The organism is Klebsiella sp. PK01, from assembly GCF_057624675.1.
The window spans coordinates 53,067-75,301 of sequence record NZ_JBYEZM010000005.1; the positions used below are offsets into that span (position 1 = coordinate 53,067).

Here is a 22,235-nt window from a genome sequence, read left to right on the forward strand (position 1 = left end):
ACGACTTACGCCTCAGCGTGGGTGATTAAAGAGGCCGGATTGTAATAATTGTACACTCCGGAGTCAATTCTCTTTCCTTATTTCTCGCACCTTGCCGCACAAAAAATAAGCTGAGACGAGTTGCGAAAACGGGCGTTACGCGCCGGGTGGGGGATTATACGGCCTGGCGGGTAAAGCGCAAGGATCGTAAAGGATCTTTGTTAGATCGATTCTGTTCAAAACCGGCATAGCTCATTAATTTTTCCAATATGCGGGCGAAATCGTGCCGCACTCTCGCCAGGATCGATTACACTTACCCGGTTTCGATCCTCCTGTGGATAAATCGGGAAGAATCTGTTGAGAAACACAAGATCTCTTTCTCAGTTTAGGCTATGATCCCCGGTCCCGATCGCGATCCACGGATCCGTCCCGGGTAAAACCGCAAATAGCGGTTCGCACGTCACCCCTTTTGCGCAGGGGCTTTTTCGGCTTATGCAGGGTCTTGCGACGTGTGCCAACAATCACGATTGTTTCAGTTTTTCTTTTATATCGATTTTATGTTCGAGTGGAGTCCGCCGTGTCACTTTCGCTTTGGCAGCAGTGTCTTGCCCGATTGCAGGATGAGTTACCAGCCACAGAATTCAGCATGTGGATCCGCCCATTGCAGGCGGAACTGAGCGATAACACGCTGGCACTGTATGCGCCAAACCGTTTTGTGCTCGATTGGGTAAGGGACAAATACCTCAATAATATCAATGGGCTCCTCAATGACTTTTGTGGTGCGGACGCCCCACAGCTGCGCTTTGAAGTGGGCGCGAAGCCTGCGGCGCCGTCCCACCAGGGTACGGCCAACGTCGCCACGGCGATCCCGGCCGCTCAGGTGCAAACCGCGCGCGTCGCGCCGGCTGTCGCCCGTCAGGGCTGGGATAACGTTCCGGCGCCGGCAGAGCCCACCTACCGTTCCAACGTCAACGTCAAGCATACGTTTGATAACTTCGTCGAAGGTAAATCTAACCAGCTGGCACGCGCGGCGGCGCGTCAGGTGGCCGATAACCCTGGCGGCGCGTATAACCCGCTGTTCCTATATGGCGGCACCGGTCTGGGTAAAACCCACCTGTTGCACGCCGTCGGCAACGGCATTGTGGCGCGTAAGCCAAATGCTAAAGTGGTCTATATGCACTCCGAGCGTTTCGTGCAGGACATGGTAAAAGCCCTGCAGAACAACGCCATCGAAGAATTTAAACGCTATTACCGCTCCGTTGACGCCCTGCTGATCGATGATATTCAGTTCTTCGCCAATAAAGAGCGTTCGCAGGAAGAGTTCTTCCACACCTTTAATGCCCTGCTGGAAGGTAATCAGCAGATCATCCTCACTTCGGATCGTTATCCAAAAGAGATCAACGGCGTTGAGGATCGTCTGAAATCGCGCTTTGGCTGGGGCCTGACGGTGGCGATCGAGCCGCCTGAGCTGGAAACCCGCGTTGCGATCCTGATGAAAAAAGCCGATGAGAACGACATCCGCCTGCCGGGCGAAGTCGCATTCTTTATCGCCAAGCGTCTGCGTTCGAATGTGCGTGAGCTGGAAGGGGCGCTGAACCGCGTGATTGCTAACGCCAACTTTACCGGCCGGGCTATCACCATTGATTTCGTGCGCGAAGCGCTGCGCGATTTACTGGCGCTGCAGGAAAAATTAGTCACCATCGACAATATTCAAAAGACGGTGGCGGAGTATTACAAGATTAAGGTAGCGGACCTGCTGTCCAAACGCCGCTCCCGTTCGGTGGCGCGCCCACGCCAGATGGCGATGGCGCTGGCCAAAGAGCTGACTAACCACAGCCTGCCGGAAATCGGCGATGCGTTTGGCGGCCGCGACCATACCACCGTGCTGCACGCCTGCCGTAAGATTGAGCAGTTGCGTGAAGAAAGCCACGATATTAAAGAAGATTTTTCCAATTTAATCAGAACATTATCCTCGTGACGCTATGAAATTTACCGTAGAACGTGAACATTTATTAAAACCGCTGCAACAGGTGAGCGGTCCGTTAGGTGGTCGTCCGACGCTGCCGATTCTCGGTAACCTGCTGCTTCAGGTCGCGGACGGCACGCTGTCGCTAACCGGTACCGATCTGGAAATGGAAATGGTCGCGCGCGTGTCGCTGATTCAGCCGCACGAAGCGGGCGCCACCACCGTTCCGGCGCGTAAATTCTTTGATATCTGCCGCGGCCTGCCTGAAGGCGCGGAGATCGCCGTGCAGCTTGAAGGCGACCGTATGCTGGTGCGCTCAGGCCGCAGCCGCTTCTCGCTGTCGACCCTGCCTGCCGCCGATTTCCCGAATCTCGACGACTGGCAGAGCGAAGTGGAATTTACCCTGCCGCAGGCGACGATGAAACGCCTGATTGAAGCCACCCAGTTTTCGATGGCGCACCAGGACGTTCGTTACTACTTAAACGGCATGCTCTTTGAAACCGAAGGTAGCGAACTGCGCACCGTCGCCACCGACGGCCACCGTCTGGCGGTTTGTTCAATGCCGCTGGAAGAGTCGCTGCCGAACCATTCGGTGATCGTGCCGCGTAAAGGGGTGATTGAGCTGATGCGTATGCTCGACGGCGGCGATACGCCGCTGCGCGTGCAGATCGGCAGCAACAATATCCGTGCTCACGTCGGCGATTTCATCTTCACCTCGAAGCTGGTTGACGGCCGTTTCCCGGACTATCGCCGCGTATTGCCGAAAAACCCGGATAAACACCTTGATGCCGGCTGCGACATTCTCAAGCAGGCTTTCGCCCGCGCGGCAATCCTCTCGAACGAGAAATTCCGCGGCGTGCGGCTGTACGTCAGCGAGAACCAGCTGAAAATCACCGCTAACAACCCGGAACAGGAAGAGGCGGAAGAGATCCTTGACGTGACCTACGCCGGAACGGAGATGGAGATTGGCTTCAACGTTAGCTACGTGCTGGATGTGCTCAATGCGCTGAAATGCGAGAATGTGCGCATTCTGCTGACGGATTCCGTATCGAGCGTGCAGATTGAGGATGCGGCTTCACAATCCGCCGCCTATGTTGTTATGCCTATGAGATTGTAGAATCTGCAAAGGGGCTGGTTTACTTGCCATTTCGCCTTCCGGCAGTGCTCGACAAAACGCTATGCGTTTTGGACGTCTGTAAGACGGTCCGAAGGACGAGCGGAGCGAGCAAATGCTCACGTACTTCGTGTACGCTCCGCTTTCTGCGCGCTGGCGGTAGACGAACTGGCTGCGACACCCACGCCCCTTGAATGATGACGAGTTGATATGTCGCTATCCCGACTCCTGATCAAAGATTTCCGCAATATTGAAAATGCGGATCTCGCTTTATCCCCCAGCTTTAACTTCCTGGTTGGCGCAAACGGCAGCGGCAAAACCAGCGTGCTGGAAGCTATCTATACGCTCGGCCACGGTCGGGCGTTTCGTAGTTTGCAAATTGGCCGGGTGATTCGCCACGAGCAGGATTCGTTTGTCCTGCACGGGCGTTTACAGGGCGAAGAGCGGGAAACCGCCATTGGCCTGACCAAAGACAAACAGGGTGACAGTAAGGTGCGTATCGACGGCACCGATGGCCACAAGGTGGCGGAACTGGCGCACCTGATGCCGATGCAGCTGATCACGCCGGAGGGGTTTACTTTACTCAACGGCGGCCCCAAATACAGAAGAGCGTTCATTGATTGGGGATGCTTTCATAACGAAGCCGGATTCTTCACCGCCTGGAGCAACCTGAAGCGCCTGCTGAAACAGCGCAACGCCGCGCTGCGCCAGGTGAGCCGATATGCGCAACTGCGGCCGTGGGACCTGGAATTAATCCCGTTGGCGGAACAAATCAGCCGCTGGCGTGCCGAATACAGCGCCGCTATTGTCGAAGACATGGCGGATACCTGTCAGCAATTTTTACCGGAATTCACCCTCACCTTCTCTTTCCAGCGCGGCTGGGAAAAAGAAACGGACTACGCCGAGGTGCTGGAGCGGAATTTCGAACGCGACAGAATGTTAACCTACACCGCCCACGGTCCGCATAAAGCGGATTTTCGCATTCGCGCCGATGGGGCGCCGGTGGAAGACACCTTGTCGCGCGGGCAGCTTAAGCTGCTGATGTGCGCCCTACGACTGGCGCAGGGCGAGTTCCTGACCCGCGAAAGCGGGCGGCGCTGCCTGTACCTGATAGATGATTTTGCCTCGGAGCTTGACGATGCCCGGCGCGGGCTGCTTGCCAGCCGCTTAAAAGCCACGCAATCGCAGGTTTTCGTCAGCGCAATCAGCGCTGAACACGTAATGGACATGTCGGACAAAAATTCGAAGATGTTCACCGTGGAAAAGGGTAAAATAACGGATTAACCCAAGATTAAATGAGCGAGAAACGTTGATGTCGAATTCTTATGACTCCTCCAGTATCAAAGTCCTGAAAGGGCTGGATGCGGTGCGTAAGCGCCCGGGTATGTATATCGGCGACACGGATGACGGCACCGGTCTGCACCACATGGTATTCGAGGTTGTGGATAACGCTATCGACGAAGCGCTCGCAGGTTACTGTAAAGACATCGTTGTTACTATCCACAGCGATAACTCCGTCTCCGTACAGGATGACGGTCGCGGCATCCCAACCGGCATTCACCCGGAAGAGGGCGTCTCCGCGGCGGAAGTTATCATGACCGTCCTGCACGCCGGCGGTAAATTCGATGATAACTCCTATAAAGTGTCCGGCGGTCTGCACGGCGTAGGCGTCTCGGTGGTTAACGCCCTGTCGCAGAAGCTGGAGCTGGTTATCCAACGCGATAACAAAGTCCACAAACAAATTTATGAGCACGGCGTGCCGCAGGCGCCGCTGGCGGTAACCGGCGAAACCGAAAGCACCGGTACCATGGTGCGTTTCTGGCCAAGCCTGGAAACCTTCACCAACGTCACTGAATTCGAATACGAAATCCTGGCGAAACGTCTGCGCGAGCTGTCGTTCCTGAACTCCGGGGTCTCTATCCGCCTGCGTGATAAGCGCGACGGTAAAGAAGACCATTTCCACTACGAAGGCGGCATCAAGGCGTTTGTTGAGTATCTCAACAAGAACAAAACGCCGATCCACCCGAATATCTTCTATTTCTCCACCGAAAAAGACGGTATCGGCGTTGAAGTGGCGCTGCAGTGGAACGACGGTTTCCAGGAAAATATCTACTGCTTTACCAACAACATTCCGCAGCGCGACGGCGGTACTCACCTGGCGGGCTTCCGCGCGGCGATGACCCGTACCCTGAACGCCTACATGGATAAAGAAGGCTACAGCAAAAAAGCGAAAGTCAGCGCCACCGGCGACGATGCGCGTGAAGGCCTGATTGCCGTGGTTTCCGTGAAGGTGCCGGATCCGAAGTTCTCCTCACAGACCAAAGACAAGCTGGTCTCCTCCGAGGTGAAATCGGCGGTTGAACAGCAGATGAACGAACTGCTGAGCGAATACCTGCTGGAAAACCCGTCCGATGCGAAAATCGTGGTCGGCAAAATTATCGACGCCGCGCGTGCGCGTGAAGCCGCGCGTCGCGCCCGTGAAATGACCCGTCGTAAAGGCGCGCTTGACCTGGCAGGTCTGCCGGGCAAACTGGCGGATTGTCAGGAACGCGACCCGGCGCTGTCTGAACTGTACCTCGTGGAAGGGGACTCCGCGGGCGGCTCTGCGAAACAGGGCCGTAACCGTAAGAACCAGGCTATCCTGCCGCTGAAGGGTAAAATCCTTAACGTCGAGAAAGCCCGCTTCGATAAAATGCTCTCTTCTCAGGAAGTGGCGACGCTGATTACCGCGCTGGGCTGCGGTATCGGCCGCGATGAGTACAACCCGGATAAACTGCGTTATCACAGCATCATCATCATGACCGATGCGGACGTCGACGGCTCGCACATTCGTACCCTGCTGTTGACCTTCTTCTATCGTCAGATGCCGGAAATCGTGGAGCGCGGTCACGTTTACATTGCTCAGCCGCCGCTGTACAAAGTGAAGAAAGGCAAGCAGGAACAGTACATTAAAGACGACGAAGCGATGGATCAGTACCAGATCTCCATCGCGCTCGACGGCGCGACCCTGCACACGAACGCCAGCGCACCGGCCTTAGCCGGCGAGTCTCTGGAAAAACTGGTGGCCGAGTACAACGCGACGCAGAAAATGATTGGCCGCATGGAGCGCCGTTTCCCGAAAGCGATGCTGAAAGAGCTTATCTATCAGCCGACGCTGACCGAAGCCGATCTGAGCAACGAGCAGACCGTCACCCGCTGGATTAACCAGCTGATTAGCGAGCTGAACGAAAAAGAGCAGCACGGCAGCCAGTGGAAGTTTGATATTCGTGAAAACAGCGAGCTGCAGCAGTTCGAGCCGATCGTGCGCGTGCGTACCCACGGCGTCGATACCGACTACCCGCTGGATAACGAGTTCATCACCGGCGCGGAATATCGCCGCATCTGCACCCTCGGCGAGAAGCTGCGCGGGCTTATCGAAGACGACGCGTTTATCGAACGCGGCGAGCGCCGCCAGCCGGTAGCCAGCTTCGAACAGGCGCTCGACTGGCTGGTGAAAGAGTCGCGTCGCGGCCTCTCTATCCAGCGTTATAAAGGTCTGGGCGAGATGAACCCGGATCAGCTGTGGGAAACCACCATGGATCCGGACAGCCGCCGCATGCTTCGCGTCACCGTGAAGGATGCGATTGCCGCCGACCAGCTGTTCACCACCCTGATGGGCGATGCCGTTGAACCGCGTCGCGCCTTTATCGAAGAGAACGCCCTGAAAGCGGCGAACATCGATATCTAAGCCTGTATTTCCCCGGTGACATGATGTCTACCGGGGCTACGGTTTTGCTAAACCCGGTACGCGTTGCGCTGCCGGGTTTTTCTTTTGCGGCAAAAGGGGAATCCGCCTGCGCAATCCATCCTCGTTTTCTCCCGCTGCGAGAGCTGTTTTTTGAGCGGAATCGCGTTAGCATGAGTGAAGACTCATCTTACCCGGGGATCCCATGGCTATTAAACTGATTGCAATTGATATGGACGGCACGCTGTTGCTGCCGGACCATACCATTTCTCCGGCGGTGAAAACCGCCATCGCGGCAGCGCGCGCCCGCGGCGTTAACGTGGTGCTGACGACCGGCCGCCCGTACGCTGGTGTCCATAGCTACCTGAAAGAGCTGCACATGGAACAGCCGGGCGACTACTGCATCACCTATAACGGCGCGCTGGTTCAGAAAGCCAGCGACGGCAGCACCGTGGCGCAAACGGCGTTAAGCTACGATGATTATCGCTTCCTTGAGCAACTCTCTCGCGAAGTTGGCTCGCACTTCCACGCGCTCGATCGTAATACGCTCTATACCGCGAACCGCGATATCAGCTACTACACGGTGCATGAATCCTACGTGGCGACCATTCCGCTGGTATTCTGCGAAGCAGAAAAGATGGACCGTAATATTCAGCTGCTGAAAGTGATGATGATCGATGAGCCTGCCGTTCTCGATCGGGCTATCGCCCGTATTCCGGCGGAAGTGAAAGAGAAGTATACCGTGCTGAAAAGTGCGCCGTACTTCCTCGAAATCCTCGATAAACGCGTCAATAAAGGCACCGGCGTGAAGTCGCTGGCCGATACGCTGGGCATCAAGCCGGAAGAAATTATGGCGATTGGCGATCAGGAAAATGATATCGCGATGATTGAATTTGCCGGCGTCGGCGTGGCGATGGATAACGCTATCCCGACCGTTAAAGAAGCGGCGAATTTCGTCACCAAATCGAACCTTGAAGATGGCGTTGCCTTCGCCATTGAAAAATACGTTTTAGCCTAAGCGCATTTCGGGCCCGGAATTCTCCGGGCCTCAGACTGCTGACAAAGAAGGAAAAAGCGTGGTTTTTCCTTCTTTGTGGTTATCAACCGAAAATCAATAAATTGATTTTCCATGTTTTTTGTCTGGTGCAATCTGTAAGTGCAACGGTTGCATGAGGTTTGTCATCAATCTCAGGCCCGGAATTCTCCGGGCCTGTCTTCTCTTTTTTCATGAATAGATGTTAATCCGCATTTAAATCCCTTAATCAGTATCCGGGATTCTATAAGCTACCCGCCCCCTTTTAACAATACGTTAATAACTAACATCATATTTCCTATGAATAAAAATCACTTTTTGATGTTGGTTGCGCTGCCTTTCTCCTCTCTTCAGGTCTGCGCGGCCGCAGAACCAACAACCCAACTTGAACCCGTATACGCCTGGCACGATAGCGAACCGGCGGATCTGCCCGCGCCTGACAATAGCCAGGCCGCGGCGCCGGAATCGACATCGGTATTGCCCTTTTTAGGTGATGAAGCCAGAAAACACGGCTACGTCCTGCCGCTGCCGTTTGGCGTCGGCGTTAACTATATGGATATGCGGCAAAATATTAATGTCGATAGCATTAATTTTACCGGCTTATCGTTAGGTAATTTTTCACTGGATAACGCCTTCCAGATTGGCGTCGGTAATACGCGGGAAAGCAGTAAAACCGAGACCCTTAAGCTGGATGCCTGGCTGCTGCCGTTTATGAACGTCTATGGCCTGGTTGGACATACTAAAGGCCATTCTATCTCGCAAATCGCCGTCGGTCTGAAAGGGCCGAATGGTAAAGTAGTACCTATGCCAGGTATGCAGGATCTTGATTTTCGTCTTGATTTTAAAGGCACTACCTACGGCGTCGGTACCACGCTGGTGGGCGGCGTCGGCAACTGGTTCACGGTATTAGATGCCAACTATACACAGACGCGTTTTGATATTCTCGACGGCAGCATTGATGCTTTTACCTTTTCGCCGCGTTTGGGCTATCGTTTCAATACGCCGTCGGTAGATGCGCTGCATCTGCCGAACGGGAAGCTGAATGTCTGGGTAGGCAGTATGTATCAGGATGTGCAGCAGGAATTTAAGGGCAGCCTGAACGATCTGTCGATGCCGTCGACGATGCTGCAAAACATGGTCAATCTTGCCAACAAGAACGGCAACGGTCGCTTTGATGTGAAACAGCATCTGCAGTCGCCGTGGAACGTGCTGGTAGGCGCGCAGTATGAGATGACCCGGAACTTTAATATCACCACGGAGTTTGGTTTTGCCGAACGTAACAGCTTCTTTATCGCCGGCGAGTATCGCTTTTGAGCCGACTGTTTAACCCTATCCTGCTGTTGCTAACATGCCTTGTTATTGGGCAGGCACAGGCACAGGCGCAGGCGCTCAGCCGCGAAAAAATCGACGGCTGGTTGCAAAACCTTGGCGCCAGCGACAAGTTTGACGCCAGCAAAGGCATCGACTGGGGCGTCATGCCGGGGCCATTTTATACGCCGGAGCTGGGGCTTGGGCTGGGCACGGCGGTCGTTGGCATGTATCGCCCGGACCCAAGTGACACCATCAGCCAGAACTCCACGCTGACGCTTAGCGGCTACGTTAGCTCCACCGGCGCATTTGGCCTCAGCGTTAAAAACTATGCTTTTTTCGACAACGATTTGTGGCGGGTATTTGTTGAAGGCTCAATGGCCAACACGCCGACATACTACTGGGGACAAGGTTTTCACGCCGGCGACAAAGACAATGAGAAAGAAAAATATACCGCCCAGGTGCTGACCCTGCGCCCGATGGTCTACCGGCAGCTCATCGATAATGTTTATCTGGGAGCGGGGTGGTCGCTGGCGGCGCAAAATGCCGATGAGATGGACCATGACGATCTGCCGAAAATAGAAAACACCCCACAGGGGCCGTCGGTATTCAGCTCCGGCGCCAGTATTGATATTAACTGGGACGATCGCGATTTTGTCCCCAACCCACGCAAGGGCCAGTACGCCAATTTTCGCTATACCCACTATGCGCCGGGACTTGGCAGCGACACGCGATTTGATGAGTTTCGCCTGCACTACAGCCGCTATCAGGCCCTGAGCGATAAAAGCGTGCTGGCCTGGGAAGCGGATGGCACCTTCACCCAGGGCGATGTGCCGTGGAGCATGATGCCGCTACTCGGCAGCGATGAACGTATGCGCGGCTATTACCAGGGGCGCTACCGCGACAAAAACGTGGTCAGCTCTCAGCTTGAATACCGTCGTCAGTTGACGTGGCGACACGGCGTTGTTGCCTGGGTCGGCGCGGGCACCATGGGGCCATCCATTGATTCACTGAATGATGGACGCTGGCTACCTTCGGCGGGCGTCGGCTACCGCTTTGAATTCAAACCTCGGGTTAATATTCGCCTCGACTACGGTATCGGTAAGGGCAGCAGCGGCTTTTACTTCCAGGTCGGCGAAGCGTTCTAACTCTTATTTACCCTCCTTTCCTGATTTGACGGCGCCATCTGTCGTGGTCACAGGCATTTTTATTTTTATGGGTTGTTCTTTTTGTGATCTAAATTGTAGTACAACACAATCATGTTGTACTACATTGAGCTCATGACGACGACGCCTGACATCACGCTAGTAGTACAAAAGTGAGGCGAAATTCGACAGCGACGGTAAAGTAGAGCAGTACACATAGAGCATAAGGACTCTCCATGACTCTCAATAAGACCGATCGCATCGTGATCACGCTGGGCAAACAGATTGTCAGCGGTAAGTACGTACCGGGTTCGGCGCTACCGGCCGAAGCGGAACTGTGTGAAGAGTTTGAAACTTCGCGCAACATCATCCGCGAAGTGTTTCGCTCGCTAATGGCGAAGCGGCTGATCGAAATGAAGCGTTATCGCGGCGCGTTTGTCGCTCCCAGAAACCAGTGGAACTACCTCGATACTGAGGTTCTGCAGTGGGTACTGGAAAATGATTATGACCCGCGTCTTATCAGCGCGATGAGTGAAGTGCGTAATCTGGTAGAGCCCGCCATTGCACGCTGGGCGGCGGAACGCGCCACCTCAAGCGATCTGGCGGAAATCGAGTCGGCGCTCAATGACATGATCGCCAACAACCAAAACCGGGATGCCTTTAACGAGGCCGATATTCGTTACCACGAAGCGGTGCTGCAGTCAGTACATAACCCGGTTTTGCAGCAGCTTAGCGTGGCGATCAGTTCGCTGCAGCGGGCGGTATTTGAACGTACCTGGATGGGCGATGAAGGCAACATGCCGAAAACCCTCCAGGAACATAAAGCGCTATTTGACGCCATTCGGCATCAGGATAGCGACGCGGCGGAGCAGGCGGCGTTGACGATGATCGCCAGCTCGACACGAAGGCTCAAGGAAATCACATGACGGCTCGCTACATCGCAATAGATTGGGGATCGACGAATTTACGCGCCTGGCTTTATCAGGGCGAAGAATGCCTGGAAAGCAGGCAATCTGAAGCAGGCGTAACGCGCCTGAACGGTCGCTCTCCCGCTGCGGTGTTAGCGGAAATTACCCAACACTGGCGCGATGGCGCCACACCAGTGGTGATGGCAGGTATGGTTGGCAGCAACGTGGGCTGGAAAATCGCCCCCTATTTGCCGCTTCCTGCCGCTTTCTCGGACATTGGCCAGCAGTTAACTGCCGTTGGCGACAATATCTGGATAATTCCCGGTCTTTGCGTTTCCCGTGACGATAACCATAACGTCATGCGTGGAGAAGAAACGCAACTGCTGGGCGCACGCGCCTTAGCGCCTTCATCTGTCTACGTGATGCCGGGAACCCACTGCAAGTGGGTACTGGCCGATCGCCTGCAAATTCACGATTTTCGTACCGTTTTGACCGGTGAGTTGCATCATCTGTTGCTTCAGCACTCGCTGGTGGGCGCCGGCTTACCGCCGCAGGAGACGTCCACCGACGCATTCGCGGCCGGTCTGCAGCGCGGTATCAACAACCCCGCCGTCCTGCCGCAGCTGTTTGAAGTTCGCGCTTCGCATGTGCTGGGCGCGCTGCCTCGCGAGCAGGTTAGCGAATTTCTTTCCGGTCTGCTGATTGGCGCTGAAGTTGCCACCCTCAGCGACACGTTCGCCGGGCAGCAGGCTATTAGCCTTGTCGCCGGGGCATCGTTAACGTCCCGCTATCAGCAGGCATTCGCCGCCATTGGCCGCGAAGTCACCGCGGTTGCGGGCGATACGGCATTTCAGACAGGAATAAGGAGCATCGCTTATGCAGTGGCAAACTAACCTTCCGCTTATCGCTATCCTGCGCGGTATTACGCCAGACGAGGCGCTGGCTCACGTTGGCGCCGTTATCGACGCCGGTTTCGACGCGGTCGAAATCCCGCTGAACTCGCCGCAGTGGGATAAAAGTATTCCGCAGGTCGTCGACGCTTACGGCGAGCAGGCGCTTATCGGTGCGGGCACCGTGCTGCAACCGGAGCAGGTCGACAGGCTGGCGGCCATGGGCTGTCGGCTGATTGTGACGCCAAACATTCAACCGGAAGTGATCCGGCGTGCGGTGGGTTACGGCATGACCGTGTGCCCAGGCTGCGCCACCGCCAGCGAAGCCTTCAGCGCCTTGGATGCTGGCGCGCAGGCGCTGAAAATTTTCCCGTCATCGGCTTTTGGCCCGGATTACATCAAAGCGTTGAAAGCCGTGCTACCGCCGGAGGTTCCGGTCTTTGCCGTCGGCGGCGTGACGCCGGAAAACCTGGCGCAGTGGATTAATGCCGGCTGTGTGGGGGCAGGGCTGGGTAGCGATCTCTATCGCGCCGGCCAGCTGGTTGAACGTACCGCGCAGCAGGCAGCCGCATTCGTAAAAGCGTATCGAGAGGCAGTGAAATGAAAATAACCAACATCACCACGTACCGTTTACCCCCACGCTGGATGTTCCTGAAAATTGAAACCGATGAAGGCATCGTCGGCTGGGGCGAACCGGTGATTGAAGGGCGCGCCCGCACGGTAGAGGCGGCCGTTCATGAATTTGGCGACTACCTGATTGGCCAGGATCCGGCGCGGATTAATGACCTGTGGCAGGTGATGTACCGCGGCGGCTTTTACCGCGGCGGCCCGATTATGATGAGCGCCATCGCCGGTATTGACCAGGCATTATGGGATATTAAAGGTAAGGTCCTGAATGCCCCGGTCTGGCAACTGATGGGCGGGCTGGTGCGCGACAAAATTAAAGCCTACAGCTGGGTGGGCGGCGACCGCCCCGCCGAAGTGATTGACGGGATTAAGAAACTGCGCGGCATTGGTTTCGACACCTTTAAATTAAACGGCTGCGAAGAGATGGGGCTCATCGATAATTCCCGCGCGGTTGATGCGGCGGTGAATACCGTGGCGCAAATCCGCGAAGCGTTTGGCAATGAAATTGAGTTTGGTCTCGATTTTCATGGCCGCGTTAGCGCGCCGATGGCTAAGGTATTAATTAAAGAGCTGGAGCCATATCGCCCATTATTTATTGAGGAGCCGGTATTAGCCGAGCAGGCGGAATATTATCCACGGCTGGCGGCGCAAACGCATATTCCAATTGCCGCCGGGGAACGTATGTTCTCGCGCTTTGAATTTAAACGAGTACTGGAAGCGGGCGGGGTGGCTATTTTACAGCCCGATTTGTCGCACGCAGGCGGTATTACCGAATGCTATAAAATTGCCGGAATGGCGGAAGCCTATGACGTTGGGCTGGCGCCGCACTGCCCGCTGGGGCCGATCGCGCTGGCGGCTTGTCTGCACGTCGATTTCGTTTCACATAACGCGGTCTTCCAGGAGCAGAGTATGGGGATCCACTACAACAAAGGTGCAGAACTGCTTGATTTTGTGAAAAATAAAGAAGATTTCAATATGGAAGGCGGCTTCTTTAAACCTCTGATGAAGCCGGGGCTGGGCGTAGAAATTGATGAGGCCCGCGTGATTGAGTTGAGTAAAAATGCGCCGGACTGGCGAAATCCGTTGTGGCGGTATGAGGATGGCTCTGTCGCCGAATGGTAAATGCTCTTCATATTTCACGCCACAGGTGCGTTGGCTGCGATTGCGCACCCCAGTCACTTACTAATGTAAGCTCCTGGGGATTTGCAATCTTGCCGCCTTCCTGCGACGTGAACTATTTAGAGCATTCGTAAGTAAAAAATAAAAAACAAAAACACCCTCTGTAAATTACCGGGCATGGTGAGCGGCTTCGCTATGCCCAAAATCTGGAGACAGATTGCGATGGATATTTCAGTTACCGCTGTAAAAACCGGGCGTCGCCGTTATCTGACGCTCATCATGATCTTTATTACCGTGGTTATTTGTTATGTTGACCGCGCCAACCTCGCCGTCGCCTCGGCGCATATTCAGGAGGAGTTTGGTATTAGCAAAGCGGAAATGGGCTATGTATTTTCCGCCTTTGCCTGGCTGTATACCCTCTGTCAGATCCCTGGCGGTTGGTTCCTTGACCGCGTGGGATCCAGACTTACCTACTTTATCGCTATATTTGGCTGGTCGGTGGCGACGTTGCTACAAGGTTTCGCCACCGGCTTAATGTCGCTGATTGGTTTACGCGCCATTACCGGCATCTTCGAAGCGCCAGCCTTCCCGACCAATAACCGCATGGTGACCAGTTGGTTCCCGGAGCACGAACGCGCCTCCGCCGTCGGGTTTTATACCTCGGGGCAATTTGTGGGCCTGGCCTTCCTCACGCCGCTACTGATCTGGATCCAGGAGCTATTAAGCTGGCACTGGGTATTTATCGTTACCGGTGGTATCGGCATTATCTGGTCGTTAATCTGGTTTAAGGTTTATCAACCGCCGCGCCTGACTAAAAGCATCAGCAAAGCCGAACTCGACTATATCCGCGACGGCGGCGGCCTGGTGGATGGCGATGCGCCGCTGAAGAAAGAGGCGCGGCAACCGTTATCGAAAGCGGACTGGAAGCTGGTCTTTCACCGTAAGCTGGTTGGCGTTTACCTTGGGCAGTTCGCGGTTACCTCGACGCTGTGGTTCTTCCTGACCTGGTTCCCGAACTACTTAACCCAGGAAAAAGGCATCACCGCGCTGAAGGCCGGCTTTATGACCACGGTGCCCTTCCTCGCCGCGTTTTTTGGCGTCCTGCTCTCCGGCTGGCTGGCGGATAAGCTGGTGAAAAAAGGCTACTCGCTGGGCGTGGCGCGCAAAACGCCGATTATCTGTGGGCTGCTGATCTCCACCTGCATCATGGGGGCGAACTATACCAACGACCCCGTTTGGATCATGGCGTTGATGGCGCTGGCATTCTTCGGCAACGGCTTTGCGTCTATCACCTGGTCGCTGGTCTCCTCCCTGGCGCCGATGCGCTTGATCGGCCTGACCGGTGGGGTCTTTAACTTTGTTGGCGGGCTGGGCGGCATCACCGTCCCGCTGGTGATTGGCTATCTGGCGCAGGATTACGGCTTTGGCCCGGCGCTGGTTTATATCTCCGTGGTGGCGCTGATAGGCGCGCTGTCTTATATCCTGCTGGTCGGCGATGTGAAACGTGTAGGCTAAATTTTGGTGATACGATACCCTGATGCGTAAGTCTCGCATCAGGGTATCGTCATGAAACAAGTCACTTTTGCTCCCCGTCATCATCAGCTTACCAATATCAATACCTGGACCCCGGACAGCCAGTGGCTGGTTTTCGACGTGCGCCCGTCGGGGGCCTCTTTCACCGGCGAGACCATTGAACGGGTGAATATCCATAGCGGCGCCGTTGAAACGCTGTATCGCGCCGCTGACGGCGCCTGCGTTGGCGTGGTCACCGTACACCCGACGCAAGATAAATACGTTTTTATTCACGGCCCGGAACACCCGGACGCCAACTGGCATTACGATTTTCATCACCGTCGCGGGGTGGTTAACTGGCAGGGTGAAACCCGCAATTTGGATGCGCTGGATATTACCGCGCCTTATACTCCCGGCGCGCTGCGCGGCGGCAGCCATGTTCATGTCTTCAGCCCTGACGGCCAGTTCGTTAGCTTCACCTATAACGACCACGTACTTCACGAATACGATCCGGCGCTGGATCTGCGCAACGTTGGCGTAGCCGCGCCCTATGGCCCGGTGAGCCCGCAGGGCACCCATCCACGCGAATATGCCGGCAGCCACTGGTGCGTGCTGGTAAGCCGTACCACGGCGAACCCAGGACCCGGCAGCGATGAGATCAATCGCGCTTATGAAGAGGGGTGGGTCGGCAATCATGCACTAGCCTTTATCGGCGATACGCTGGCGGAAAACGGCGACAAAGTGCCTGAACTGTTTATTGTGACGCTGCCCCGGGATGAGGCAGGGTGGAAGCGGCAGGGCGATGCGCCGCTGGCCGGAAGTGCAACGACGATGCCCGCGCCGCCGGCAGGCGTCAGCCAGCGTCGTTTGACCTTTACCCACCAGCGCCGCTATCCGGGGCTGGTGAATGTGCCGCGCCATTGGGTACGCGCCAATCCGCAGGCCACCGAGATCGCCTTTCTGATGCGTGATGATGCAGGCGTTGTACAGCTGTGGCTTATCCCGCCTGCGGGCGGCGAGCCGCGTCAGTTAACACATACTGCTACGGGGATTCAGTCGGCGTTTAACTGGCATCCATCGGGCGCGTGGCTGGGATGCGTGGTGGAAAACAAAATCGCGCTCTGCGATGCCCGCAGCGGCGCGGTAAGTTATTTGACGACCGATCGCGAAAATCCGCCGTCCGCGGATGCCGTCGTATTTTCGCCGGATGGCAAATACCTGGCGTGGATGGAAGACGTCGACGGTTATCGCCAGTTATGGATAACCGAAATGCAGCGCTAGCTTAGCGCGAAGGCATTGGCGCTGGCGGGATAACGGAGTTGGTCGCCAGCGTCTCCTGCTCGCTTTTCTCGACGCGCGATTTTACCGAGCTGTCGGTGCGGAACATATCCCACGGCAGCAGCAGCGTGTCCATGACCGCGGTGAACGGCATATCGAGGGCCACCAGCGATTTCACGCCCCAGTTGGTGTCGTCGTCGCCCAGCGTATGGGCGCTGGAGCGCGTGCCTGGGTAGGTTCCTTCCTTGCCGCCGGTATGCGACATTACGCTGGAGCAACCGCCCACACTAATCATCCCGCTGAACAGGACCAGCTTTAACAATCCGCTTTTCATCACTCTTCCGTCATTTTATCGGGGTTACTTCGGTTATAACGAGCCGTCCCGTGAATGCCTAGCGTTATTGCACTGCACTGTGGCGAGTATCGCACTTTGCCTTTTGTGCTTTGCAACCAGTCTAAGCATTCGCCAGCAAACTGCAAAAAAATTTGGCCGAAAAGGCCTTGAAAAGCGTCGGGGCACACCCATTTTAGTAGTGTCACCCAATGAGGATACGCCTGAGGGGTATTCCGGGTCATAACGGCTTGTCCATGATGGAAAGCCATTGAATTCTCGCTGATTTCAGGAGCTATTTACTATGCGTAATTTCGATCTCTCCCCGCTTTATCGTTCTGCTATTGGTTTCGACCGTCTGTTCAACCTGTTAGAAAATAATCAAAGCCAGGGCAACGGCGGCTACCCTCCGTATAACGTTGAATTAGTGGACGAAAACAATTACCGCATCGCGATTGCCGTCGCCGGTTTTGCGGAAAGCGAATTAGAGATAACCGCGCAAGACAATCTTCTGGTGGTGAAAGGCTCCCATGCCGCCGAGCAGAAAGAGCGCACCTACCTGTACCAGGGGATCGCGGAGCGCAACTTCGAGCGTAAATTCCAGCTCGCCGATAACATTCATATTCGCGGCGCTAACCTGGTCAACGGCCTGTTGTATATCGATCTGGAACGCGTGATTCCGGAAGCGAACAAACCGCGCCGTATCGAAATTAACTAATTGCCCGCTTCAGGCCGCGCGGCGGCCTGAATAAACAACTTGCTCGCCGTCAGGGAGCAGATGCGAATTCGCTGAATTCGCAGGTACCTACTCGCTTCTCAGAAGGAGAAAACACTATGCGTAACTACGATTTATCCCCACTGCTGCGTCAATGGATCGGTTTTGACAAACTGGCTAACGCCCTGCAAACCGCCGGTGAAAGCCAAACCTTCCCGCCCTATAACATCGAAAAAAGCGACGATAACCATTACCGCATTACCCTCGCGGTAGCCGGGTTCCGTCAGGAAGATTTGGATATTCAGCTGGAAGGTACGCGTCTGACCGTTAAAGGCACGCCGCAGGCGGCTGAAAAAGAGACCAAATGGCTGCATCAGGGGCTGGTGAATCAGGCCTTCAGCCTGAGTTTCACCCTCGCGGATAATATGGAAGTCTCCGGCGCCACCTTTACCAATGGCTTATTGCATATCGACTTAACCCGCCACGAGCCGGAAGTCGCCGCCCCGCAGCGTATCGCCATTAGCGAGCGCCCGGCGCTGAATAGTTAATTAAGCCACATCGCTTTCAAGCCCCGATAACTCGGGGCTTTTTTGTGCGTGAAAGCGCATTAAATCACCTTGCTGCAACAGATGTTTCAGTTTAAAAACGAATGCTTGCCATATAAGCTTACTAAAACAAGGGATATGTTATGAATGAACGGCAGTCACTTGAAGTGAGGGGAGCGGCCACCCGTTCCAGTGATGCTGTTAACAGCTATTATGATAAATGAAGCAAGGAGCGATATGTACTACCGGAATGAAGTTCAGGGATATTTTAAAAATAATAGAATCTTAGCTTTGAAATTTGATAGGGCTCTGTCCAGTGTCAGAGTGGGGGTGTCAAATCAGATTGAAATGATAGGTTCAGGAGCTAAAAGAGCGTTGTATTATTCCTCATGCTTTACCAGTGAATATCAGGATGTCTGCAAGCAACAAAAGCAAGAGGATATAAGATTTACAATAGGTCTTGGTCGTGTTATTGAAGGGGATAGTGTGGTTTTTGAAATGGTTAAGGTTTATTTTGATGAGGTTTTTAAGTCCAAAACGACACAGCAATTAGAAAAAATAAAAAAATCCTCATGACTGTAAATATTCACATAGCAGCAAGCACCTTGACACAACAGGGCTTTTCTCTGGGGGTGGCATCGGCTGTCGCAGTAAGTACAAATGTAAGCTTTAGCATGAGTGCATTAACCGGTCGGGCTGCTGGTATAGCTGTTGGGATTGCTGGAGTATATGGCATTGTACAAAAAGCTGCTGAGAGTGCTAATCAACTGCGCTCGCTTCATCCATGGTATTATTTTGCATTATATTCAAAGGGGCTGGAAATGATGTATTTTTCTTGTCTCATCTATATTTGAAAAGGCCGGTGCATTTAGAGTGCATCAAATCTCTGATGATGATATTGCTGATATTATTAAACGAATGATTAGGTAGATGATATGGGGTTTGTGAAGTCACTTTTGAAACGGTTTTTTAAAACGTTAATATCAGCTTATGTTCCAGCTTTGTTGGTTGTTATATTCGCCGTTGTGTTTTTCAGATTTTTCCCTGAAGGTCCTGTTTGGCCTGTGGGGGTATTTGTTATTTTTATTATTTATGTCTTTGCCCGCTATGTTAAGTAGGATGTATTTTAATGATGAGGAGCTTCAATAACGATCGATTCAAAATCCGCAGGCCCCTCGAGTCTTCTACGCAAAGCGCACCTTGCAGCGGCGTCCCTACTGCGCCTGTCGAGTAAAAAGTGCTGCAAAAAAGAAAATGCTCCCGAGTAGCGGAGCTACTCCGCAATTATTGTGCGCCATGCGGCATACAACCCACCCGGCAGCAGTCATAATCCCTGTTAATGATAATGTTATTCACAGGGAAAATAGTATGAGTGATATAGCATTGACCGTCAGCGTGTTGGCGCTGGTTGCGGTGGTGGGATTGTGGATCGGCAATGTCAAAATCCGCGGCGTTGGCTTTGGTATCGGCGGCGTGCTGTTTGGCGGCATTATCGTGGGCCACTTCGTGGATCAGGCAGGGATTACGCTGAGCAGCCCGATGCTGCATTTCATCCAGGAATTTGGCCTTATTCTCTTCGTTTATACCATCGGTATTCAGGTCGGTCCGGGCTTTTTTGCCTCGTTACGCGTCTCCGGCCTTAAGCTCAATCTGTTCGCGATCCTTATCGTCGTACTTGGCGGACTGGTGACTGCGATCCTGCATAAACTGTTCAATATTCCGCTTCCGGTCGTTCTCGGCATCTTCTCTGGGGCGGTCACTAACACCCCCGCGCTTGGCGCCGGGCAGCAAATCCTGCGCGATCTTGGCCTGCCGTTTGATGTCGTCGATCAGATGGGGATGAGCTACGCGATGGCCTACCCGTTTGGTATCTGCGGCATTCTGCTGACCATGTGGCTGGTGCGGCTGTTCTTTCGCATCAATGTGGAAAAAGAGGCGCAGCAGTTTGATGAGAGCAGCGGTAACGGCCATGCTCATCTGCATACCATTAACGTGCGGGTGGAAAACCCGAATCTAAATAATATGGCGATTCAGGACGTGCCAATGCTCAACAGCGACAAAATTATCTGCTCGCGGTTGAAGCGCGATGAGCTATTGATGGTGCCGGCGCCGGCTACGCTTATCCAGCATGGCGACCTGCTGCACCTGGTCGGGCGGCCGGAAGATTTACATAACGCGCAGTTGGTGATTGGTAAAGAAGTGGCGACTTCGCTCTCAACGCGCGGTACCGATCTCAAAGTGGAACGCGTGGTGGTCACTAACGAGAAGGTATTAGGGAAGAAAATCCGCGATCTGCACTTTAAACAACGCTATGACGTCGTGATTTCGCGGCTTAATCGCGCCGGGGTTGAGCTGGTGGCCAGCAGCCATGCCAGCCTGCAGTTTGGCGACATTCTTAACTTAGTTGGACGGCCTCAGGCCATTGATGCGGTGGCTAATGAACTCGGCAACGCGCAGCAAAAGCTGCAGCAGGTACAAATGCTACCGGTGTTTATCGGCATTGGTCTCGGGGTGCTGCTGGGGTCTATTCCGCTGTTTATTCCCGGTTTCCCGGCGGCGTTAAAACTGGGGCTGGCCGGCGGGCCGCTAATTATGGCGCTCATCCTCGGGCGTATCGGCAGCATCGGTAAGCTGTACTGGTTTATGCCGCCGAGCGCCAACCTGGCGCTGCGCGAACTCGGTATCGTGCTGTTTCTGGCGGTGGTGGGGCTGAAATCCGGCGGCGATTTTGTCGACACCCTGCTCCACGGCGAGGGGCTAAGTTGGATCGCCTACGGTATTTTCATCACCGCTATCCCGCTGCTGACGGTGGGCATAGTGGCGCGGATGCTGGCGAAGATGAACTATCTGACCCTCTGCGGCATGCTGGCGGGCTCAATGACCGACCCGCCGGCGCTGGCCTTCGCCAACAACCTGCACGCCACCAGCGGCGCGGCGGCGCTCTCCTACGCCACGGTTTATCCGCTGGTGATGTTCCTGCGGATAATCACCCCTCAACTACTGGCCGTGCTGTTCTGGGGGTTGAGTTAGCGGGCTCTGTGCCTGGACCCGGCGCAGGTGGTAATCCACCTGATACTCGCTGGCGTTGCGGAACATCACGGAATAGTTAAGAAACTCGCCGCTATCGCTGTAGGAAAGCGAGGTAATGCGCAGCAGCGGCGTCTGCTCCGGCACGTTCATTGAGCGTGCCAGCTGTTTATCCGCCAGTACCGGGGTGAGGGTTTCATAGTTGCCGCTGATGGTGATACCGCACTCTTTCTCGATATAGTCGAACTTCGACCCCTCCAGATGACCCAACGACAGATGGCGGAACAGTTTAACCGGCATATAACTGTCCTCCAGCATTAGCGGTTTACCATCGACGTAGCGCACCCGGCGTGAGAAATAGATCCGTTCATCAATTTTAATTCGCAGCTGACTGGCGATAGCCGGCGGCGCGGGCATCACTTCGAATACCAATACCTGACTTACCACTTCTTTACCCTGCTGGCGCAGAACTTCCGCCAGCCCGGTCAGGTTGCTGGTCTCATGGTGTACATCTTTGCGCGCGACATAGGTGCCGGAGCCTTGGCGGCGCACCACTAATCCACTTTCCACCAGCAGGTCAATGGCTTTGCGAATCGTCATGCGCGCCACGCCGAACTCCTGCGCCAGTTTTTTCTCGCCCGGTAACGGGCTGCCAATGTTGAAATCGGAAGAGTTGAGCCGTAAACGCAGTTTGTCAGCAATAGATTTGTAGATCACCAGTAGACCTCTATTCGTCATTGATGAATCAGCGATAGCCAGCTGACGTGAATTATAAAATTATAAAAAACAATAAATTAAAAACTATAAGTGACATTGATTTCGTCACCTCAATTCATCGTGTCTATGTTTTACGCAAAAAGTAGACAACATTGACCGAATTAAAACCATGAATGCGATCACGAATCGCAGCGGCGCAGCATGTTGCCGACGGGGCGAATTCCTATGCTCGAAGCAGGCCGGTAAAGAACAAAAAAAAGGCCACTTACCCTACGAGTTGTTACATGAGGATTTTCA

The 22,235-nt window shown here is 54.5% G+C and carries 21 protein-coding genes and 1 other annotated feature; of the genes, 18 read left to right on the forward strand and 3 right to left on the reverse strand.

Annotation, left to right across the window (positions count from 1 at the left end):
• Positions 1 to 154: 154 nt before the first annotated feature.
• Positions 155 to 235: a hypothetical protein gene (locus tag AC22LX_RS16530; protein ID WP_419773121.1), complete on the reverse strand. Its 81-nt coding sequence runs from the start codon at positions 233 to 235 to the stop codon at positions 155 to 157.
• 321 nt (positions 236 to 556) lie between these two features.
• Here AC22LX_RS16530 and dnaA point away from each other — a divergent pair, with 321 nt between their 5' ends.
• The 13 genes from dnaA to AC22LX_RS16595 all read left to right on the forward strand — a co-directional run bounded on the left by dnaA (position 557) and on the right by AC22LX_RS16595 (position 16,606).
• On the forward strand, positions 557 to 1,957 hold the full coding sequence (gene dnaA / locus AC22LX_RS16535) for a chromosomal replication initiator protein DnaA (RefSeq protein ID WP_015703901.1): 1,401 nt from the start codon (positions 557 to 559) through the stop codon (positions 1,955 to 1,957).
• Between the two features lie 4 nt (positions 1,958 to 1,961).
• Positions 1,962 to 3,062 (forward strand): DNA polymerase III subunit beta, encoded by a 1,101-nt coding sequence (dnaN, locus tag AC22LX_RS16540; RefSeq protein ID WP_045378110.1) that lies wholly within the window; start codon positions 1,962 to 1,964, stop codon positions 3,060 to 3,062.
• 207 nt (positions 3,063 to 3,269) lie between these two features.
• A complete protein-coding gene (gene recF / locus AC22LX_RS16545) occupies positions 3,270 to 4,343 on the forward strand; it encodes a DNA replication/repair protein RecF (protein ID WP_045378107.1) in 1,074 nt (357 codons plus the stop codon).
• Between the two features lie 28 nt (positions 4,344 to 4,371).
• Positions 4,372 to 6,786 carry a DNA topoisomerase (ATP-hydrolyzing) subunit B gene (gene gyrB, locus AC22LX_RS16550; RefSeq protein ID WP_063447577.1) on the forward strand — a complete coding sequence of 805 codons (2,415 nt, stop codon included), beginning with the start codon at positions 4,372 to 4,374 and terminating at the stop codon, positions 6,784 to 6,786.
• A gap of 202 nt (positions 6,787 to 6,988) precedes the next feature.
• Complete coding sequence (yidA, locus tag AC22LX_RS16555) at positions 6,989 to 7,801, forward strand: sugar-phosphatase (RefSeq protein ID WP_032715358.1); 813 nt, start codon at positions 6,989 to 6,991, stop codon at positions 7,799 to 7,801.
• A gap of 315 nt (positions 7,802 to 8,116) precedes the next feature.
• Complete coding sequence (locus AC22LX_RS16560) at positions 8,117 to 9,130, forward strand: hypothetical protein (RefSeq protein ID WP_072251479.1); 1,014 nt, start codon at positions 8,117 to 8,119, stop codon at positions 9,128 to 9,130.
• A complete protein-coding gene (locus tag AC22LX_RS16565) occupies positions 9,127 to 10,272 on the forward strand; it encodes a BamA/TamA family outer membrane protein (RefSeq protein ID WP_063447576.1) in 1,146 nt (381 codons plus the stop codon). Before AC22LX_RS16560 ends, AC22LX_RS16565 begins: the two co-directional genes overlap by 4 nt.
• A 233-nt stretch (positions 10,273 to 10,505) precedes the next feature.
• The gene (dgoR, locus tag AC22LX_RS16570; RefSeq protein WP_015369039.1) at positions 10,506 to 11,195 is read left to right on the forward strand and encodes a D-galactonate utilization transcriptional regulator DgoR; all 690 of its coding nucleotides are present in this window, start codon (positions 10,506 to 10,508) and stop codon (positions 11,193 to 11,195) included.
• On the forward strand, positions 11,192 to 12,070 hold the full coding sequence (locus tag AC22LX_RS16575; RefSeq protein ID WP_049059246.1) for a 2-dehydro-3-deoxygalactonokinase: 879 nt from the start codon (positions 11,192 to 11,194) through the stop codon (positions 12,068 to 12,070). The genes dgoR and AC22LX_RS16575 overlap by 4 nt, the downstream gene beginning before the upstream one ends.
• Positions 12,054 to 12,671 (forward strand): 2-dehydro-3-deoxy-6-phosphogalactonate aldolase, encoded by a 618-nt coding sequence (locus AC22LX_RS16580; RefSeq protein WP_487334103.1) that lies wholly within the window; start codon positions 12,054 to 12,056, stop codon positions 12,669 to 12,671. The genes AC22LX_RS16575 and AC22LX_RS16580 overlap by 17 nt, the downstream gene beginning before the upstream one ends.
• Positions 12,668 to 13,816, forward strand: a complete 1,149-nt coding sequence (dgoD, locus tag AC22LX_RS16585; RefSeq protein ID WP_016946147.1) for a galactonate dehydratase — start codon at positions 12,668 to 12,670, stop codon at positions 13,814 to 13,816. The genes AC22LX_RS16580 and dgoD overlap by 4 nt, the downstream gene beginning before the upstream one ends.
• 174 nt (positions 13,817 to 13,990) lie before the next feature.
• On the forward strand, positions 13,991 to 15,328 hold the full coding sequence (locus AC22LX_RS16590; RefSeq protein WP_032706561.1) for an MFS transporter: 1,338 nt from the start codon (positions 13,991 to 13,993) through the stop codon (positions 15,326 to 15,328).
• A 51-nt stretch (positions 15,329 to 15,379) separates the two neighbouring features.
• Positions 15,380 to 16,606 carry a YidR family protein gene (locus tag AC22LX_RS16595; protein WP_049060498.1) on the forward strand — a complete coding sequence of 409 codons (1,227 nt, stop codon included), beginning with the start codon at positions 15,380 to 15,382 and terminating at the stop codon, positions 16,604 to 16,606.
• A 1-nt stretch (position 16,607) separates the two neighbouring features.
• On the opposite strand, the gene AC22LX_RS16600 is transcribed toward AC22LX_RS16595, so the two are convergent.
• A complete protein-coding gene (locus AC22LX_RS16600) occupies positions 16,608 to 16,937 on the reverse strand; it encodes a YceK/YidQ family lipoprotein (RefSeq protein WP_020077625.1) in 330 nt (109 codons plus the stop codon).
• 233 nt (positions 16,938 to 17,170) lie between these two features.
• Positions 17,171 to 17,245 (forward strand) — a sequence feature (ROSE (Repression Of Heat Shock gene Expression) occurs in the 5'-region of heat shock genes and acts as an RNA thermometer to modulate expression.).
• On the opposite strand from AC22LX_RS16600, the gene ibpA reads away from it, so the two are divergent.
• The 5 genes from ibpA (at position 17,239) to AC22LX_RS16625 (ending at position 21,224) form a co-directional block, all read left to right on the forward strand.
• On the forward strand, positions 17,239 to 17,652 hold the full coding sequence (gene ibpA, locus AC22LX_RS16605) for a small heat shock chaperone IbpA (protein WP_015703892.1): 414 nt from the start codon (positions 17,239 to 17,241) through the stop codon (positions 17,650 to 17,652). (Overlaps the previous feature by 7 nt.)
• A 116-nt stretch (positions 17,653 to 17,768) precedes the next feature.
• Positions 17,769 to 18,197: a small heat shock chaperone IbpB gene (gene ibpB, locus AC22LX_RS16610; protein ID WP_015369047.1), complete on the forward strand. Its 429-nt coding sequence runs from the start codon at positions 17,769 to 17,771 to the stop codon at positions 18,195 to 18,197.
• A 234-nt stretch (positions 18,198 to 18,431) separates the two neighbouring features.
• Positions 18,432 to 18,770 carry a hypothetical protein gene (locus AC22LX_RS16615; RefSeq protein WP_343203488.1) on the forward strand — a complete coding sequence of 113 codons (339 nt, stop codon included), beginning with the start codon at positions 18,432 to 18,434 and terminating at the stop codon, positions 18,768 to 18,770.
• Positions 18,767 to 19,048: a hypothetical protein gene (locus tag AC22LX_RS16620; protein ID WP_343203489.1), complete on the forward strand. Its 282-nt coding sequence runs from the start codon at positions 18,767 to 18,769 to the stop codon at positions 19,046 to 19,048. Before AC22LX_RS16615 ends, AC22LX_RS16620 begins: the two co-directional genes overlap by 4 nt.
• A gap of 514 nt (positions 19,049 to 19,562) precedes the next feature.
• Positions 19,563 to 21,224, forward strand: coding sequence for a putative transporter (locus AC22LX_RS16625; protein WP_049059679.1), 1,662 nt, complete (start codon positions 19,563 to 19,565; stop codon positions 21,222 to 21,224).
• On the opposite strand, the gene AC22LX_RS16630 is transcribed toward AC22LX_RS16625, so the two are convergent.
• Positions 21,192 to 21,938: a GntR family transcriptional regulator gene (locus AC22LX_RS16630; protein WP_049059680.1), complete on the reverse strand. Its 747-nt coding sequence runs from the start codon at positions 21,936 to 21,938 to the stop codon at positions 21,192 to 21,194. The genes AC22LX_RS16625 and AC22LX_RS16630 overlap by 33 nt on opposite strands.
• Between the last annotated feature and the right edge of the window lie 297 nt (positions 21,939 to 22,235).

Excerpts from the sequence above, each read along its gene's own strand:
- recF (WP_045378107.1), top strand. The coding sequence starts at position 3,270 with ATGTCGCTATCCCGACTCCTGATCAAAGATTTCCGCAATATTGAAAAT.
- gyrB (WP_063447577.1), top strand. The coding sequence starts at position 4,372 with ATGTCGAATTCTTATGACTCCTCCAGTATCAAAGTCCTGAAAGGGCTG.
- AC22LX_RS16600 (WP_020077625.1), bottom strand. The coding sequence starts at position 16,937 with ATGAAAAGCGGATTGTTAAAGCTGGTCCTGTTCAGCGGGATGATTAGT.
- AC22LX_RS16560 (WP_072251479.1), top strand. The coding sequence starts at position 8,117 with ATGAATAAAAATCACTTTTTGATGTTGGTTGCGCTGCCTTTCTCCTCT.
- dnaN (WP_045378110.1), top strand. The coding sequence starts at position 1,962 with ATGAAATTTACCGTAGAACGTGAACATTTATTAAAACCGCTGCAACAG.
- AC22LX_RS16530 (WP_419773121.1), bottom strand. The coding sequence starts at position 235 with ATGAGCTATGCCGGTTTTGAACAGAATCGATCTAACAAAGATCCTTTA.
- AC22LX_RS16620 (WP_343203489.1), top strand. The coding sequence starts at position 18,767 with ATGACTGTAAATATTCACATAGCAGCAAGCACCTTGACACAACAGGGC.
- dgoD (WP_016946147.1), top strand. The coding sequence starts at position 12,668 with ATGAAAATAACCAACATCACCACGTACCGTTTACCCCCACGCTGGATG.
- ibpA (WP_015703892.1), top strand. The coding sequence starts at position 17,239 with ATGCGTAATTTCGATCTCTCCCCGCTTTATCGTTCTGCTATTGGTTTC.
- AC22LX_RS16595 (WP_049060498.1), top strand. The coding sequence starts at position 15,380 with ATGAAACAAGTCACTTTTGCTCCCCGTCATCATCAGCTTACCAATATC.
- dgoR (WP_015369039.1), top strand. The coding sequence starts at position 10,506 with ATGACTCTCAATAAGACCGATCGCATCGTGATCACGCTGGGCAAACAG.
- ibpB (WP_015369047.1), top strand. The coding sequence starts at position 17,769 with ATGCGTAACTACGATTTATCCCCACTGCTGCGTCAATGGATCGGTTTT.
- AC22LX_RS16590 (WP_032706561.1), top strand. The coding sequence starts at position 13,991 with ATGGTGAGCGGCTTCGCTATGCCCAAAATCTGGAGACAGATTGCGATG.
- AC22LX_RS16575 (WP_049059246.1), top strand. The coding sequence starts at position 11,192 with ATGACGGCTCGCTACATCGCAATAGATTGGGGATCGACGAATTTACGC.
- AC22LX_RS16625 (WP_049059679.1), top strand. The coding sequence starts at position 19,563 with ATGAGTGATATAGCATTGACCGTCAGCGTGTTGGCGCTGGTTGCGGTG.
- yidA (WP_032715358.1), top strand. The coding sequence starts at position 6,989 with ATGGCTATTAAACTGATTGCAATTGATATGGACGGCACGCTGTTGCTG.
- AC22LX_RS16580 (WP_487334103.1), top strand. The coding sequence starts at position 12,054 with ATGCAGTGGCAAACTAACCTTCCGCTTATCGCTATCCTGCGCGGTATT.
- AC22LX_RS16615 (WP_343203488.1), top strand. The coding sequence starts at position 18,432 with ATGTACTACCGGAATGAAGTTCAGGGATATTTTAAAAATAATAGAATC.